This window comes from Streptomyces sp. NBC_01267 (assembly GCF_036241575.1).
Taxonomy (GTDB): Bacteria; Actinomycetota; Actinomycetes; order Streptomycetales; family Streptomycetaceae; genus Streptomyces.
The window spans coordinates 1314665-1330036 of sequence record NZ_CP108455.1 but is presented as its reverse complement, the minus strand read 5'-3'; the positions used below and the strand labels follow the sequence as shown (position 1 = coordinate 1330036).

The 15372-nt window shown below is 68.9% G+C and carries 12 protein-coding genes; 6 read left to right on the top strand and 6 right to left on the bottom strand.

Annotated features, from left to right (window positions below):
• The 3 genes from glpK to OG709_RS06185 all read right to left on the bottom strand — a co-directional run bounded on the left by glpK (window position 1) and on the right by OG709_RS06185 (window position 3368).
• Entirely contained in the window at window positions 1-1530 is a 1530-nt protein-coding gene (gene glpK, locus OG709_RS06195; RefSeq protein ID WP_250303277.1) for a glycerol kinase GlpK, read from the bottom strand.
• Window positions 1531-1576: 46 nt separating this feature from the next.
• On the bottom strand, window positions 1577-2353 hold the full coding sequence (locus OG709_RS06190) for an MIP/aquaporin family protein (RefSeq protein ID WP_250303278.1): 777 nt from the start codon (window positions 2351-2353) through the stop codon (window positions 1577-1579).
• A 250-nt stretch (window positions 2354-2603) separates the two neighbouring features.
• Window positions 2604-3368, bottom strand: coding sequence for an IclR family transcriptional regulator (locus tag OG709_RS06185; RefSeq protein ID WP_266643869.1), 765 nt, complete (start codon window positions 3366-3368; stop codon window positions 2604-2606).
• A 240-nt stretch (window positions 3369-3608) separates the two neighbouring features.
• On the opposite strand from OG709_RS06185, the gene metH reads away from it, so the two are divergent.
• The 3 genes from metH to OG709_RS06170 all read left to right on the top strand — a co-directional run bounded on the left by metH (window position 3609) and on the right by OG709_RS06170 (window position 10105).
• Complete coding sequence (gene metH, locus OG709_RS06180; protein ID WP_250303280.1) at window positions 3609-7124, top strand: methionine synthase; 3516 nt, start codon at window positions 3609-3611, stop codon at window positions 7122-7124.
• A gap of 181 nt (window positions 7125-7305) precedes the next feature.
• Window positions 7306-8019 carry an HAD family hydrolase gene (locus OG709_RS06175; protein ID WP_329165168.1) on the top strand — a complete coding sequence of 238 codons (714 nt, stop codon included), beginning with the start codon at window positions 7306-7308 and terminating at the stop codon, window positions 8017-8019.
• Between the two features lie 484 nt (window positions 8020-8503).
• Window positions 8504-10105 (top strand): ABC transporter substrate-binding protein, encoded by a 1602-nt coding sequence (locus OG709_RS06170; RefSeq protein ID WP_250303282.1) that lies wholly within the window; start codon window positions 8504-8506, stop codon window positions 10103-10105.
• 90 nt (window positions 10106-10195) lie between these two features.
• On the opposite strand, the gene OG709_RS06165 is transcribed toward OG709_RS06170, so the two are convergent.
• Both OG709_RS06165 and OG709_RS06160 read right to left on the bottom strand, forming a co-directional pair.
• Window positions 10196-10870, bottom strand: a complete 675-nt coding sequence (locus OG709_RS06165) for a response regulator (RefSeq protein ID WP_250303283.1) — start codon at window positions 10868-10870, stop codon at window positions 10196-10198.
• 95 nt (window positions 10871-10965) lie between these two features.
• Entirely contained in the window at window positions 10966-11844 is an 879-nt protein-coding gene (locus OG709_RS06160; RefSeq protein ID WP_401277263.1) for a RecB family exonuclease, read from the bottom strand.
• A 94-nt stretch (window positions 11845-11938) separates the two neighbouring features.
• On the opposite strand from OG709_RS06160, the gene OG709_RS06155 reads away from it, so the two are divergent.
• The 3 genes from OG709_RS06155 (at window position 11939) to OG709_RS06145 (ending at window position 14890) form a co-directional block, all read left to right on the top strand.
• On the top strand, window positions 11939-13177 hold the full coding sequence (locus OG709_RS06155; protein WP_250303285.1) for a site-2 protease family protein: 1239 nt from the start codon (window positions 11939-11941) through the stop codon (window positions 13175-13177).
• A gap of 18 nt (window positions 13178-13195) precedes the next feature.
• Window positions 13196-14143, top strand: a complete 948-nt coding sequence (locus tag OG709_RS06150) for a tRNA (adenine-N1)-methyltransferase (RefSeq protein WP_250303286.1) — start codon at window positions 13196-13198, stop codon at window positions 14141-14143.
• A gap of 165 nt (window positions 14144-14308) precedes the next feature.
• A complete protein-coding gene (locus OG709_RS06145; RefSeq protein ID WP_250303287.1) occupies window positions 14309-14890 on the top strand; it encodes a hypothetical protein in 582 nt (193 codons plus the stop codon).
• Between the two features lie 4 nt (window positions 14891-14894).
• Here the strand turns inward: OG709_RS06145 and OG709_RS06140 are convergent, their stop codons facing one another.
• Window positions 14895-15206: a ferredoxin gene (locus OG709_RS06140; protein ID WP_266643876.1), complete on the bottom strand. Its 312-nt coding sequence runs from the start codon at window positions 15204-15206 to the stop codon at window positions 14895-14897.
• Window positions 15207-15372 lie beyond the last annotated feature (166 nt).

The following is a 15372-nucleotide window of genomic DNA, read 5'->3' as shown; positions in this document are numbered from 1 at the left end:
TTACTCCTCGTCTTCGAGCCAGCCCATGGTCCGCTGGACGGCCTTGAGCCAGTTCTTGTACTCGCGGTCACGGGTGGCCGCGTCCATGCGGGGTGTCCACTCGGCGGCCCTGCGCCAGTTGGCGCGCAGCGCGTCGGTGTCCGGCCAGAAGCCGACGGCGAGACCGGCGGCGTAGGCGGCGCCGAGGCAGGTCGTCTCGGCGACCATCGGGCGCACCACCGGTGCGTCCAGGAAGTCAGAGAGCGTCTGCATCAGCAGGTTGTTGGAGGTCATTCCGCCGTCGACCTTGAGCGCGGCCAGTTCGACGCCGGAGTCCTTGGTCATGGCGTCGCTGATCTCGCGGGTCTGCCAGGCGGTGGCTTCGAGCACGGCGCGCGCGATGTGCGCCTTGGTGACGTAGCGGGTCAGGCCGGTGATCACGCCGCGCGCGTCGGGGCGCCAGTACGGGGCGAACAGGCCGGAGAACGCGGGCACGATGTACGCGCCGCCGTTGTCGTCGACCGAGGAGGCCAGGGTCTCTACCTCGGCCGCGCTGTTGATCATCCCCATCTGGTCGCGCAGCCACTGCACGAGCGAACCGGTGACGGCGATCGAACCTTCGAGGGCGTACACCGCCTTCTGGTCGCCGATCCGGTATCCGACGGTCGTCAGCAGGCCGTTGTACGAATTGACGGGCGTCTCACCGGTGTTCATCAGCATGAAGGTGCCGGTGCCGTACGTCGACTTCGCCTCGCCCTCGGCGAAACAGGTCTGGCCGAACAGCGCCGCCTGCTGGTCGCCGAGCGCGGAGGCGACGGGGACACCGGCCAGGGCGCCGCCCTTGGCGGTTCCGTACACCTCGGCGGAGGAGCGGATCTCCGGCAGCACGGCCGCCGGGATGCCGATGGAGGCGAGGATCTTCGGGTCCCACTCCATCCGGTGCAGGTTCATGAGGAGCGTGCGGGACGCGTTGGTGACGTCGGTGACGTGGACGCCGCCGTTCACCCCGCCCGTCAGGTTCCAGATGACCCAGGAGTCCATGGTGCCGAAGAGGATGTCGCCGGCCTCGGCGCGCTCGCGCAGGCCGTCGACGTTGTCCAGCAGCCAGCGGATCTTCGGGCCGGCGAAGTACGAGGCGAGCGGCAGCCCGGTCTCGCGGCGGAAGCGGTCCTGGCCGACGTTGCGGCCGAGCTCCCGGCAGAGTGCGTCGGTGCGGGTGTCCTGCCAGACGATGGCGTTGTGGACGGGCTCACCGGTGTTCTTGTCCCAGAGCAGCGTGGTCTCGCGCTGGTTGGTGATGCCGATGGCCTTGACGTCGGCGGCGGTGATCCCGGCCTTGTGGACGGCGCTGGCCACGACTTCCTGGACGTTCGTCCAGATCTCGGCGGCGTCGTGCTCGACCCAGCCCGGCTTCGGGAAGATCTGCTCGTGTTCCTTCTGGTCGACGGCGACGATCCGGCCGTCCTTGTCGAAGACGATGCAGCGGCTGGAGGTGGTGCCCTGGTCGATGGCCGCGATGAACGGTCCGGTGGTGTGAGCGTCAGTGGTCACGGTGTGCTCCGAAAGTCCGAAGGGGGTGGTCGTCAGTACCGGGGGCTCACGCGAAGGCGAGGTTGTAGAGACCGCCTGCGAGAGCGCCGCCTATGAGCGGTCCGACGACGGGTATCCATGCGTACGTCCAGTCGGAGCTGCCCTTGTTGGGCAGCGGCAGCAGCGCGTGGACGATGCGCGGGCCGAGGTCGCGGACCGGGTTGATGGCATATCCGGTCGGGCCGCCGAGCGAGAGGCCGATGGAGACCACGACGAGTGCGGTGATGAGCGCGCCGAGGGTGCCCAGCCCGTTGCCGTTGTTGTTCAGCCCCTGGGTGAGGATCGCCAGGACCAGCACCACGGTGCCGATGATCTCGGTCGCCAGGTTCTGTACGACGTGACGGATCTCCGGTGCGGTGAAGAAGACACCGCCCACGGGGCCGGGTCCGGGCTCCGCCTTCGTGACGCGCTTCGCCTGCGCGGCGATCTCGGGGTCCCGCAGGTGCGCCTGGAAGTGTCCGTAGTACGCGACCCAGACGAGCACCGCGCCGATCATGGCGCCGAGCAGCTGCGAGCCGAGGTACAGCGGCACATCGCTCCACTTGGTGCCGCCCTCGATGGCGAGGCCGATGGTGACCGCCGGGTTGAGGTGGGCACCGGAGACGCCGCCGGCCAGGTAGGCGCCGGTCAGTACGGCGAAGCCCCAGCCGAACGTGATGGCGAGCCAGCCAGCGTCCTTGGCCTTCGAGCGCTTGAGCGTGACCGCGGCGCACACACCGGCGCCGAGCAGTATGAGTACGGCGGTACCGATGGTCTCGCCGATGAAGATGTCGGAGCTGGACACCCGCGACTCCTTTGTCCTTCGTCCAGGGGAAGCCGGACACCGGTTTCCTCCGGTCGTCCGCGCCCTCAGGTGAGGGCGTTGCCGGCCCTTGGCGCTGTCACACCTTAACGCGTATTTCCGGTAAGTGTTCGACAATGCCGACCGATGAACGGCAGTTTTCTCCTCCGAGTCGACAAAGGTCAAGAGGTTGTGACGGGAAACTCGAACACAGCTCCGGAAAGGTTCCTCCGGTACGCCGAGGGGGGAGCGCTCAGAAGCGGCTGGCGCCCAGATCGCGGGAGACGGAGCGGGCGCAGTCGCGCACCGCGGCGATGAGTTCGGGGCGCAGTTCCCCGTCGGTGCAGACCCGCTCGACGGCGCCGGTGACGGCTATGGCGCCGACCGGCATCCTGCGCCGGTCGTGGATGGGGGCGGCCACCGAGGCCACGCCCTCCCAGGTCTCCTCGATGTCGGATCCCCAGCCGCGTGCTCTCGTCAGGTCCAGTACGGACTCGAACTCCGTGAGGTCGCTGACGGTCCGTGGGGTGAAGCTCTTGCGTTCGGTCTCCAGGACCTCGCTGTGTGCCACCGGGTCGAACGCCGAGAGCACCTTGCCCAGCGCGCTGGAGTGCAGCGGCTGCATGGCCCCGACCTCCAGGACCTGGCGGCTGTCGTCGGGGCGGAAGACGTGGTGGACGATGAGGACGCCGTGCTGGTGCAGCACGCCCAGGTAGACGCTCTCGCCGCTGGAGCGGGCCAGGTCGTCGGTCCATACGAGCGCGCGGGCCCGCAGCTCGTGCACATCCAGATAGCTGTTGCCCAGCCGCAGCAGCTCGGCCCCCAGCTGGTAGCGGCCGGACGCCGCGTCCTGCTCCACGAAGCCCTCGTGCTGGAGTGTGCGCAGGATGCCGTGGGCGGTGCCCTTGGCGAGATCGAGCGAGGAGGCGATGTCGGACAGGCCGAGTCTCCGCTCGCCGCCGGCGAGCAGCCTCAGCATCGCAGCCGCCCGCTCCAGGGACTGAATGTTCTTCGCCATTGCTCGGCCACCCTCCACACTGTTCGGCAATGCTGAACACTATCGGTCGATGTCGACCCAGTGTCACCCGGAGCAGGGCCGACCGGTAGCTGACCGGTTCCGCGCTACCCGGGCGGGGGAAGCCGTCCGCCCCGTGGGACACCGCACCGGCCGAGCGCGGTCCCCGTTACCCTGGCCAGGTGCGCCATCCTGCCGGAGGGCGCAAAGCCGACAGCCGTCGCATCCCAGGGAGTACATTCCATGGCCTCGTTGCCGACCCCTTCCGCTGACAGCCGGACCCGGGCAGACGCCCTCCGTGAGGCACTCGCCACCCGTGTGGTGGTGGCGGACGGTGCCATGGGCACCATGCTCCAGGCACAGGATCCCACCCTTGAGGATTTCCAGGATCTGGAAGGCTGCAACGAGATCCTCAACGTGACCAGGCCGGACATCGTCCGCTCGGTCCACGAGGAGTACTTCGCGGTCGGCGTGGACTGCGTGGAGACGAACACCTTCGGCGCGAACCACTCGGCGGCGAACGAGTACGAGATCGCCGACCGGATCGTCGAGCTGTCCGAGGCGGGCGCCCGCATCGCCCGCGAGGTCGCCGACGAGTTCGGTGCCAAGGACGGCCGGCAGCGCTGGGTCCTCGGCTCGGTCGGCCCCGGCACCAAGCTCCCGTCGCTCGGGCACATCACGTACGACGTGCTGCGGGACGGTTACCAGCAGAACGCCGAGGGCCTCCTCGCCGGTGGCGCGGACGCCCTGATCGTGGAGACCACACAGGACCTGCTGCAGACCAAGTCCAGCCTCATCGGAGCACGCCGGGCGATGGACGCCCTGGGCATCGACGTGCCGCTGATCTGCTCGCTCGCCTTCGAGACGACCGGCGTGATGCTGCTCGGCTCCGAGATCGGCGCCGCGCTGACCGCCCTGGAGCCGCTGGGCATCGACCTGATCGGCCTGAACTGCTCGACAGGACCGGCCGAGATGAGCGAGCACCTGCGCTATCTGGCCCGCCACTCGCGTACGCCGCTGATGTGCATGCCGAACGCCGGCCTGCCCGTGCTGACCAAGGACGGCGCACACTTCCCCCTCGGCCCCGAGGGCCTGGCGGACGCGCAGGAAGCGTTCGTGACCGACTACGGCCTGTCCCTGATCGGCGGCTGCTGCGGTACGACGCCCGAGCACCTGCGCCAGGTCGTCGAGCGGGCCCGCGCGCTGACCCCCACCCCCCGCGACCCGCGTCCCGAGCCGGGCGCCGCCTCCCTCTACCAGACCGTGCCGTTCCGTCAGGACACGGCGTACATGGCCATCGGTGAGCGCACCAACGCCAACGGCAGCAAGAAGTTCCGCGAGGCCATGCTGGAGGCCCGCTGGGACGACTGCGTGGAGATGGCCCGCGACCAGATCCGCGAGGGCGCGCACATGCTCGACCTCTGCGTCGACTACGTGGGCCGCGACGGCGTGGCCGACATGTCCGAGCTGGCCGGCCGCTTCGCCACCGCATCGACCCTGCCGATCGTGCTGGACTCCACCGAACTCCCCGTCCTGCGGGCCGGGCTGGAGAAGCTGGGCGGCCGGGCCGTCCTCAACTCGGTCAACTACGAGGACGGCGACGGCCCCGAGTCCCGCTTCGCCAAGGTCACCGAGCTGGCGGTCGAGCACGGCGCCGCGCTGATCGCGCTGACCATCGACGAGGAGGGCCAGGCCCGCACCGTCGAGCACAAGGTCGCCATCGCCGAGCGGCTGATCGAGGACCTGACCGGCAACTGGTCGGTACGCGAGTCGGACATCCTCATCGACACCCTGACCTTCACCATCTGCACCGGGCAGGAGGAGTCGAGGGGCGACGGCGTCGCCACCATCGAGGCCATCCGCGAACTCAAGCGCCGCCACCCGGACGTCCAGACCACGCTGGGCCTCTCCAACATCTCCTTCGGCCTCAACCCGGCCGCCCGCGTCGTCCTCAACTCCGTCTTCCTCGACGAGTGCGTGAAGGCGGGCCTGGACTCGGCGATCGTGCACGCGTCCAAGATCCTGCCGATCGCCCGCCTGGAGGAGGAGCAGGTCGAGGTCGCCCTCGACCTGATCTACGACCGCCGCGCCGAGGGCTACGACCCCCTGCAGAAGCTCATGGAGCTCTTCGAGGGCGTCAACATGAAGTCGATGAAGCAGGGCAGGGCCGAGGAACTCATGGCGCTCCCGCTGGACGAGCGCCTCCAGCGCCGCATCATCGACGGCGAGAAGAACGGCCTGGAGGCCGACCTCGACGAAGCGCTCCAGGACCGTCCGGCCCTGGACATCGTCAACGACACCCTCCTGGAGGGCATGAAGGTCGTCGGCGAGCTCTTCGGCTCCGGCCAGATGCAGCTGCCGTTCGTGCTCCAGTCCGCCGAGGTCATGAAGACCGCGGTGGCCCATCTGGAGCCGCACATGGAGAAGACGGACGACGACGGCAAGGGCACCATCGTGCTGGCCACCGTCCGCGGCGACGTCCACGACATCGGCAAGAACCTCGTCGACATCATCCTGACCAACAACGGCTACAACGTCGTCAACCTCGGCATCAAGCAGCCCGTCTCCGCGATCCTGGAAGCCGCCGAGGAGCACAAGGCCGACGTCATCGGCATGTCCGGCCTCCTCGTCAAGTCCACGGTGATCATGAAGGAGAACCTGCAGGAGCTCAACCAGCGCAAGATGGCGGCCGACTTCCCCGTCATCCTCGGCGGCGCCGCACTGACCAGGGCGTACGTCGAGCAGGACCTGCACGAGATCTACGAGGGCGAAGTCCGTTACGCCCGCGACGCCTTCGAGGGCCTGCGCCTGATGGACGCCCTGATCGGCGTCAAGCGGGGTGTCCCCGGCGCCGTACTGCCCGAGCTCAAGCAGCGCCGGGTGCCCAAGCGCGACACCGCCGCCGTACTGGAGGTCCAGGAGCCCGAAGGCCCCGTCCGCTCGGACGTCTCCACCGACAACCCGGTCCCGGAACCGCCGTTCTGGGGTACCCGCGTCGTCAAGGGGATCCAGCTCAAGGAGTACGCCTCCTGGCTGGACGAGGGCGCGCTCTTCAAGGGGCAGTGGGGGCTCAAGGAGGCCCGCAAGGGCGAAGGCCCCACCTACGAGGAGCTGGTGGAGAGCGAGGGCCGCCCGCACCTGCGCGGCTGGCTGGACCAGCTGCACACCAAGAACATGCTGGAGGCCGCCGTCGTCTACGGCTACTTCCCCTGTGTGTCCAAGGGCGAGGACCTGATCCTCCTCAACGAGGACGGCAGCGAGCGCACCCGCTTCACCTTCCCGCGCCAGCGCCGCGGCCGTCGGCTCTGCCTAGCGGACTTCTTCCGCCCCGAGGAGTCCGGCGAGAGGGATGTGATCGGCCTTCAGGTGGTCACCGTCGGTTCGAGGATCGGCGAGGCCACGGCCGAGCTGTTCGAGGCCAACGCCTACCGCGACTACCTCGAACTGCACGGTCTCTCCGTGCAGTTGGCGGAGGCGCTCGCCGAGTACTGGCACGCCCGGGTGCGCTCCGAACTCGGCTACGCCGGTGAGGACCCCTCGGACGTCCAGGACATGTTCGCGCTGAAGTACCGCGGTGCGCGCTTCTCGCTCGGCTACGGCGCCTGCCCCGATCTGGAGGACCGGGCGAAGATCGCCGAACTGCTCCAGCCCGAGCGGATCGGCGTGCACCTCTCCGAGGAGTTCCAGCTGCACCCCGAACAGTCCACCGACGCGATCGTGATCCACCACCCCGAGGCGAAGTACTTCAACGCCCGGTAGGGCTCCCGCCCGGATGGTGCCGGACCCGTACCGCGCGGTGCGGCCGGGCGCCGGTGTCGGGACCGATGGCGGGGCGCGCCCGGCCTTCCGGACGTACACTGGTCGGTCCAGTGCGGGCCGGTCCTCTCCCCGGCAGGGGGAGGGGGACCGGCCCTCATGTCCCTCCAGGAGGTGTGCCCGGATGACCAGTACGGTCCCTGCGCTCAGTACCCGTATGGCCGAGGACTCCGTCCTGCAGGCCGTCTTCCTCGACATGGACGGCACCCTGGTGGACACCGAGAGGTTCTGGTGGGAGGCCGAGGTCGAGGTCTTCGCCGGTCTCGGGCACCAGCTCGACGAGGGCTGGCAGCATGTCGTGGTGGGCGGGCCGATGACCCGCAGCGCGGGATACCTCATCGAGGCCACCGGCGCGGACATCACCCTTCCCGAGCTCACCGTGCTGCTCAACGACGGCTTCGAGGCGCGTATCTCGCGCGGGGTCCAGCTGATGCCGGGAGCCATGCGACTGGTCACCGAGCTGGCCGCCCACCGCGTGCCCACCGCCCTGGTCTCCGCCTCGCACCGGCGCATCATCGACCGGATCCTGATGTCGCTCGGCCCGGACAACTTCTCGCTGACGATCGCGGGTGACGAGGTCACGCGTACGAAGCCGCACCCGGAGCCCTATCTCGCCGCCGCAGCCGCTCTCGGGGCCGATCCCGCGCGCTGCGCCGTCATCGAGGACACCGCGACCGGGGTGGCGGCGGCCGAAGCCGCGGGCTGCCGGGTGGTGGCGGTGCCCTCGGTCGCACCGATCGCCGCCGCGGACGGCCGGATGGTCGTGGGATCGCTGGAAGAAGTCGATCTGGAATTCCTCAAGGCCCTGGTCAACGGAATGCACCGGGACGGATACTGACCGGGTTTCTTTCGCTTTGACGTGAATCGGTGCCCGTCGACCTTGTGTTTTTCATGTGCACGCGAGAGCAGTTGGCGCTTTGCGAAAGACCGGGCGGGAGTGACGTTCGTCACCTGGTGAGGCGTCGACACGGGCTCATGCGCGTGCTGTCGCGCCGGAGCTCCGCTCTGCACATGCCCATGTGTCCCGATTGGTGAAGCGGTGCGTGAATCATTTCGGTGGTCGAATATGGACGCTCCGCTATTCGTGAAGATGATGTGGATACGGCTCAAGTCGCCCCCGTTCCAGGTTTCCTGACGTTCCCCACTAATCTCGTGGCGAGAACTTCGCCGTACACTTCCGTGCCCCCTGCGCCCGCAAAGCTGACGGGAACACTGGACCGATCGCTCTGTACCCGGCCCGATCGCCCCGCCCCGAACGGGCGGCAGCGGCGGAGTGTCTGTACATCGCTGTATCCCAGTGCCGGATGAGGAGAACGTCCAGAATGAACCGCAAGACTCTGGTGCTGCCGGCCATAGCGGGCCTGCTCACTCCGGTACTCGCCGCGTGCGGCAGCACGGACAGCGGTGGCGGAGGCGGCAAGCCCATCGTCGTGGGCATCACGGACTCCTTCGTGGCCACCAAGAAGGCTCCGGCGCCGCTCGACCCCGCTTACACCTATGACACGGGCGCCTGGAACATCCTGCGCCCCACTCTCCAGTCACTGATGCAGATGCCGCGCGGCGGCGGCCTGCCCATCCCGGACGCCGCCTCCGGCTGCCGGTTCACGGACAGCGAGAACGAGAGCTACCGCTGCAAGCTGCGCAGCGGCCTGGAGTTCTCGAACGGCCACCGCCTCACGGCCGCCGACGTGAAGTACTCCCTGGACCGCGTCACCCACATCCACGACCCGAACGGGCCGGCCGGTCTCTTCGACAACATCGACACCATCGAGCCGGTGAGCGATCGGGAACTGGTCTTCCACCTGAAGACCCCGGACGCCACTTTCCCGTACAAGCTGGCGACCCCGGCCGCGGGCATCGTGGAGAAGGCCGCCTACGCGCCGAACAAGCTGCGCAACGGCTTCGAGATCGACGGCTCCGGCCCGTACACCTTCAAGGCGGAGGTCAGGAACAACCGCCTGGAGAAAGCGGTCTTCACCAAGAACCCCCGGTACAAGGGGGCGTTGAAGCTGCAGAACGACAAGGTCGAGATCCGGTCCTTCACCGGCGCCGCGGCCATGGGCGCGGCGCTGAAGTCGGGGAAGGTCGACATGATGACCCGCGCCATCTCCCCTGAGCAGATCAAGGAGTTCTCCGCCGGATCGTCGCCGGACATCAACTTCGTCGAGAGCCAGGGTCTGGAGATCCGCTACCTCGGCTTCAACACCAATGACCCGTCGGTGAAGAACAAGGCGGTCCGCCAGGCGATGGCCGCACTCGTCGACCGCGGCCAGATCGCCAGCCAGGTGTACGGCGCGACGGCCGAGCCGCTCTACTCGCTGATCCCCACCAGCGTCGGCGGGCACACGAATTCGTTCTTCAACAAGTACGGCGATCCGAGCAGGGCCGAAGCCACCCGGATCCTGCGCAACGCCGGGATCACCGACAAGGTGCGGCTGACGCTGCATTACACGAACGACCACTACGGCCCGAATACGGCGAAGGAGTTCGCGCTGCTCAAGAAGCAGCTGAACGCGTCCGGGCTCTTCGACATCACGATCCAGGGCACCCAGTGGGATCAGTTCCGTCCCGCGGAACTCCACGGTGACTACGCGGTCTACGGCATGGGCTGGTTCCCGGACTTCCCCGACGCGGACAACTTCATCTCGCCGTTCCTCAGCAAGGGCAACTTCCTCAACCTGCCCTACGCGAACAGCACCATCCGCGACAAGTACATCCTGGATTCCCGGCGGGCCTCCGACCGCACCACGGCCGTGATCCCCCTCCAGAAGATCCAGGACATCGTCGCGGACGACGTCCCTGTGCTGCCGCTCTGGCAGGGCAAGCAGTACGTCGCCGCCCGCGACGACCTGACCGGGGTGGAGTGGGCGCTCAGCAACTCGTCCGCCCTGCAGATCTGGGAACTCGGCCGGGGCATCAGCTGACCTGTCCGGCCCCGGACGCCGACGGGTGTCCGGGGCCCCTCACAGGCCGGAACTCACGGACCGGACCTCACGCCTGGGCGCCGCCGGGTGTCACTGCTGGGCGCCGGGGCGCACCAGCCCGCTCTCGTACGCGTACACCGCGGCCTGGACCCGGTCGCGCAGCCCCAGCTTCGTCAGCACATGCCCCACATGGGTCTTCACCGTGGTCTCGCTGACGAACAGGTCGGCGGCGATCTCCGCGTTCGACAGGCCGCGCGCGACCAGCTTCAGCACCTCGACCTCACGCTCGGTCAGCGTGTGCAGGGTGTTGGGCACGGGATCCTCGCCGGACGGCAGGTGGTCCGCGTACTTGTCGAGCAGCCGGCGGGTGATGCTCGGCGCCAGCATCGCCTCGCCCCCGGCGACCACCCGGATCGCCTGGACGAGTTCGTTGGCGGGGGCGTCCTTCAGGAGGAAGCCGCTCGCACCGGCGCGCAGCGCCTCCACGACGTACTCGTCGAGGTCGAAGGTGGTCAGTACGAGAACCTTCGCGGGGCCGTCCCGGCCGGGGCCGGTGATCTGACGGGTCGCCTCGACCCCGTCCATCCGGGGCATCCGGATGTCCATCAGTACGACATCGGGCTGAAGCGCCCGGACCTGGTCGAGGGCCTGCAGACCGTCCCCGGCCTCGCCGACCACCGCGAGGTCCTGCTCTGCCTCCAGGATCATCCGGAAGCCGGTGCGCAGCAGCGGCTGGTCGTCGACCAGTAGGACGCGGATCGCCACGGGATCTCCTTCGATAGACCAGCCCCATTCTGCCCTGAGCGGCCCGCCCGGACTCCTGCGGGGCGTATCGCCGGACGGCCGGGGAACGGCCCGGCTCAGGCGGGCTCGGCCGCCCGGACGACCGTCAGGGGGTACACCGGAGGCGTACCGCCGAATTCGGGACAGACCGCCTGGTGGTCGCACCAGCCGCACAGCTTGGTCGGCCGCGGCTGCCAGTCGCCCGTCTCGGTGGCCTTCTTGATCGCGTCCCACAGTGCGAGCAGCTTGCGCTCGACCCGCTCCAGATCGGCCTCGACCGGGTCGTACGTCACCACCTCGCCGTTCCCCAGGTACACCAGCTGGAGCCGGCGCGGCACGATCCCCTTCAGCCGCCAGACGACCAGCGCGTAGAACTTCATCTGGAACAGCGCGCCCTCCGCGTACTGCGGACGCGGCGCCTTCCCCGTCTTGTAGTCGACGATCCGCACCTCGCCGGTCGGTGCCACATCCACCCGGTCGATGATGCCGCGCAGCCGCAGCCCCGACTCCAGCTCCGTCTCGACGAACAGCTCGCGCTCGGCCGGTTCGAGACGGGTCGGGTCCTCCAGCGTGAACCACCGCTCGACCAGCGACTCGGCCTCCGAGAGCCACTGGGCCAGCTGCTCGCCCCCGGCGTCCTGCGCGAACAGCTCGGCCAGCTCCGGCTTGGCGGCGAGAAGCCGGTCCCACTGGCCGGGAACCATCGCTCTGGCACGCGGAACCGTCCGGTCCGCAGCCGGGTCGTCGAACATCCGCTCAAGCACCGCGTGCACCAGGGTGCCGCGCGTCGCCGCCGGGCTGGGCTTCTCCGGCAGCTTGTCGATCACCCGGAACCTGTACAGCAGAGGGCACTGCATGAAGTCGCTCGCCCGCGACGGCGAGAGAGACGTGGGCTGCTGGGCGGTAGTCATGCTCCAGACCCTACGACCCGCCACTGACACAGAGCCGCATACCATCGACGGTAGGCCCCCTCGCACTGCATGATCAGGACATCGCGGTAAGCAGCGATGGAGAATGGTCCGAGGGACACGAAGGATACGAAGGGACATCGTGGACGAGAGCGGCGACAGCGGGCGCCCGCAGTCCGGCGCGGACGGGCCCGGCCCCGGTTCCGCGCCCGAGGGCGGCAAGCCGCAGCGCCGGGACGCACCGGGCGGCGGGATCCTGATGGGCCGCCCCTTCGGGGTCCCGGTGTACGTCGCACCCAGCTGGTTCCTGGTGGCCGCGCTCATCACCTGGGTCTTCGGCGGCCAGCTCGACCGCGTCCTGCCCGAACTGGGCAACCTCCGGTACCTGGTCTCGCTCTTCTTCGCGGTCGCCTTCTACGCCTCCGTACTCGTCCATGAACTGGCACACACCGTGGCGGCCCTGCGCTTCAAGCTCCCGGTGCGCCGCATCCAGCTGCAGTTCTTCGGCGGCGTCTCGGAGATCGAGAAGGAGTCGGACACCCCGGGACGGGAGTTCGTCCTCGCGTTCGTCGGACCGCTGCTCTCCCTCGTGCTCTCCGGCGTCTTCTACCTCGGCATGAAGGCCGTGGAACCCGGCACGGTGCCGGGTGTGCTGCTCGCGGGACTGATGATCTCCAACCTCATCGTGGCGATCTTCAACCTGCTGCCCGGCCTGCCGCTGGACGGTGGCCGGATGCTGCGCGCGGTCGTCTGGAAGATCACCGGCAACCCGATGAGCGGCACCGTCGCCGCCGCCTGGTTCGGCCGGGCGCTCGCCGTCTCCGTACTCATCGGCCTCCCGCTGCTCACCCACACCGGCTCCGACGCCGACGTGGGCGGTATGGAGACCGTGATGGACGCGCTGCTCGCCGCGATCCTCGCGGCCATCATCTGGACCGGTGCGGGCAACAGCCTGCGGATGGCCCGACTGCGCGAACACCTCCCCGAGCTCCGCGCCCGCACGCTCACCAGGCGCGCCGTCCCCGTCGAGACCGGCACACCGCTCTCCGAGGCGCTGCGCCGGGCCAACGAGGCCGGAGCGCGCGCACTGGTCGTGGTGGACAGCCACGGCGATCCGACAGCCCTGGTCAGGGAAGCGGCCATCGTCGGCGTCCCCGAGCACCGGCGCCCCTGGGTCGCCGTGAGCGGGCTCGCCCAGGACCTCACCGAGGGCATGAAGGTCCCGGCCGAACTGGCCGGCGAGGCGCTCCTCGACAGGCTGCGGGCCAGCCCGGCCACCGAGTACCTGGTGGTCGAGGAGAGCGGCGCGATCTACGGAGTCCTCTCCACCGCCGATGTCGAACGTGCCTTCGTCCAGGCGATGGCGCGACCGGGTTCCTGAGGCCGGTAGGCTGCTCGTATGTCCGAACCGACCGGTGCCGCCCGCCGACGTGGGCCCTTCAAAGTCGGGGACCAGGTCCAGCTCACCGACCCCAAGGGACGCCACTACACCTTCACGCTCGAAGCAGGAAAGAATTTCCACACCCACAAGGGTTCTTTCCCGCACGACGAGCTGATCGGTGCCCCCGAGGGCAGTGTTGTCCGTACCACGGGGAACGTCGCCTATCTCGCGCTGCGCCCCCTGCTCCCCGACTTCGTCCTGTCCATGCCCCGCGGCGCTGCCGTGGTCTATCCCAAGGACGCGGGCCAGATCCTGGCCTTCGGCGACATCTTCCCCGGCGCACGGGTCGTCGAGGCGGGAGTGGGCTCCGGCGCACTCAGCAGCTTCCTGCTCCGCGCCATCGGCGAGCAGGGCATGCTGCACTCGTACGAGCGCCGTGAGGACTTCGCCGAGATCGCCACCCAGAACGTGGAGCGCTACTTCGGTGGCCCGCACCCGGCCTGGCAGCTGACCGTCGGCGACCTCCAGGACAATCTGTCCGACACGGACGTCGACCGTGTGGTGCTGGACATGCTGGCTCCCTGGGAATGCCTGGAGGTCGTCTCCAAGGCACTCGTCCCCGGCGGCATCCTCTGCTGCTACGTCGCCACCACCACCCAGCTCTCGCGCACCGTCGAGTCCATCAGGGAGATCGGCTGCTTCGCCGAGCCGCAGCCCTGGGAATCGATGGTCCGCAACTGGCACGTCGAAGGCCTGGCCGTCCGTCCCGACCACCGGATGATCGGCCACACCGGCTTCCTGGTCACCGCCCGGCGCCTCGCCGACGGTGTGGAGGCCCCGCTGCGCCGCCGCCGCCCGTCCAAGGGTTCGTACGGCGATGACTACTCCGGACCAGGAGCGACCGCCTCCCGGGCGAAGTCCGGTGCGGAATCCGGGGGAGAAGCCGACCCCGTGACCGAAGCCTGACCGGTACAACGCACGGACGCCGCCGCCGAGTTCCCTCCGCACGAAGGGGAACTCGGCGGCGGCTTCTTTATGTTGGCCGTACGGACCCCGCCGTTCCGAACTCCTGTGACGTGTGGCACCATTCTGGCCACCCCCTCCGGTACTGCCCCACAGGAGACCTCCCGCGTGCAGCCCTCCGCGCTCCCGGACCTTGCGCTCCCGGACCTCGCGCACACCCGGACCAGTCCGGTCCACTGGCTGGCCACGGCCACCGCGATGGCCGCCGTCGTCGCCGTGGCGGGCGTGCTCACGCCCGGCCCGGCCACCGCCTCCCAGCCCGATCCGAAACCGGCCACCGCGGCGGCGCCCGACGCGGCAGCCGCCACCTTCCCGCTGGACTGCGGAAGTGTGGGAACGGTCGTCACGAAGAAGGCGGTGGGCGACCTCGACCGCGACGGGAACCCCGAAACGGTGGCCGCCGTGCGCTGCGACGCGGGATCGGGGACGCCGCCGAGCGGGATCTACGTCCTCACCCGGTCGAAGGCCGGGAACGGCCCGCCACGGGTCGTCGCGACGCTGGTCGCCCCGTCCGAGCAGCAACAGGTCGGTGCTCTCGCCGTGGAGGGAGGCGCGGTGACCGCGACGCTTCTCGGCTACTCCTCGCCCGACGTGCCGCGCTGGAAGCCCGATGTGCGGCAGCAGGCCAAGTGGCGCTGGCAGGGCGGGAAGTTCGTACGCTCGGCGCCGTCCCAGGCGCGGAGCGTATGACGCGTCACCCGGCAGCGGGGCCGTAGACCTCGACGCTGTCCGAAACGCGGCGCACATGAATGCAGTCGCCCGGACACTCCTTGGCGGAGTCCACGACGTCCTGGAGGAGCGGCAGCGGCACGGGCGTTGTGGCTCCGGTCTCCTGCAGCAGCTCGTCGTCGGCGCTCTTCACGTACGCCAGTCCGTCGATGTCGAGCTCGAAGACCTCGGGCGCGTACTGGGCGCAGATACCGTCGCCGGTACAGAGGTCCTGGTCGATCCAGACCTCTAGCGCCTCTGCGGCGTCACCGGTGGGAGCCTCGTCCTGCACGGTCATTTCTCCTGCCGTTCCTGCGCGGTTGAACCAATTGAAGCCAGCCCTGACGGGTGTTGAACACTTCGACGATACAACCGGCCGCTTTCCGATGTTGATGGGTGGGTATTCCCAAGGCGTGAGGGAGTACGCAAGGGTGAAGATCAGACACACCCCGACGGTCTTTGTG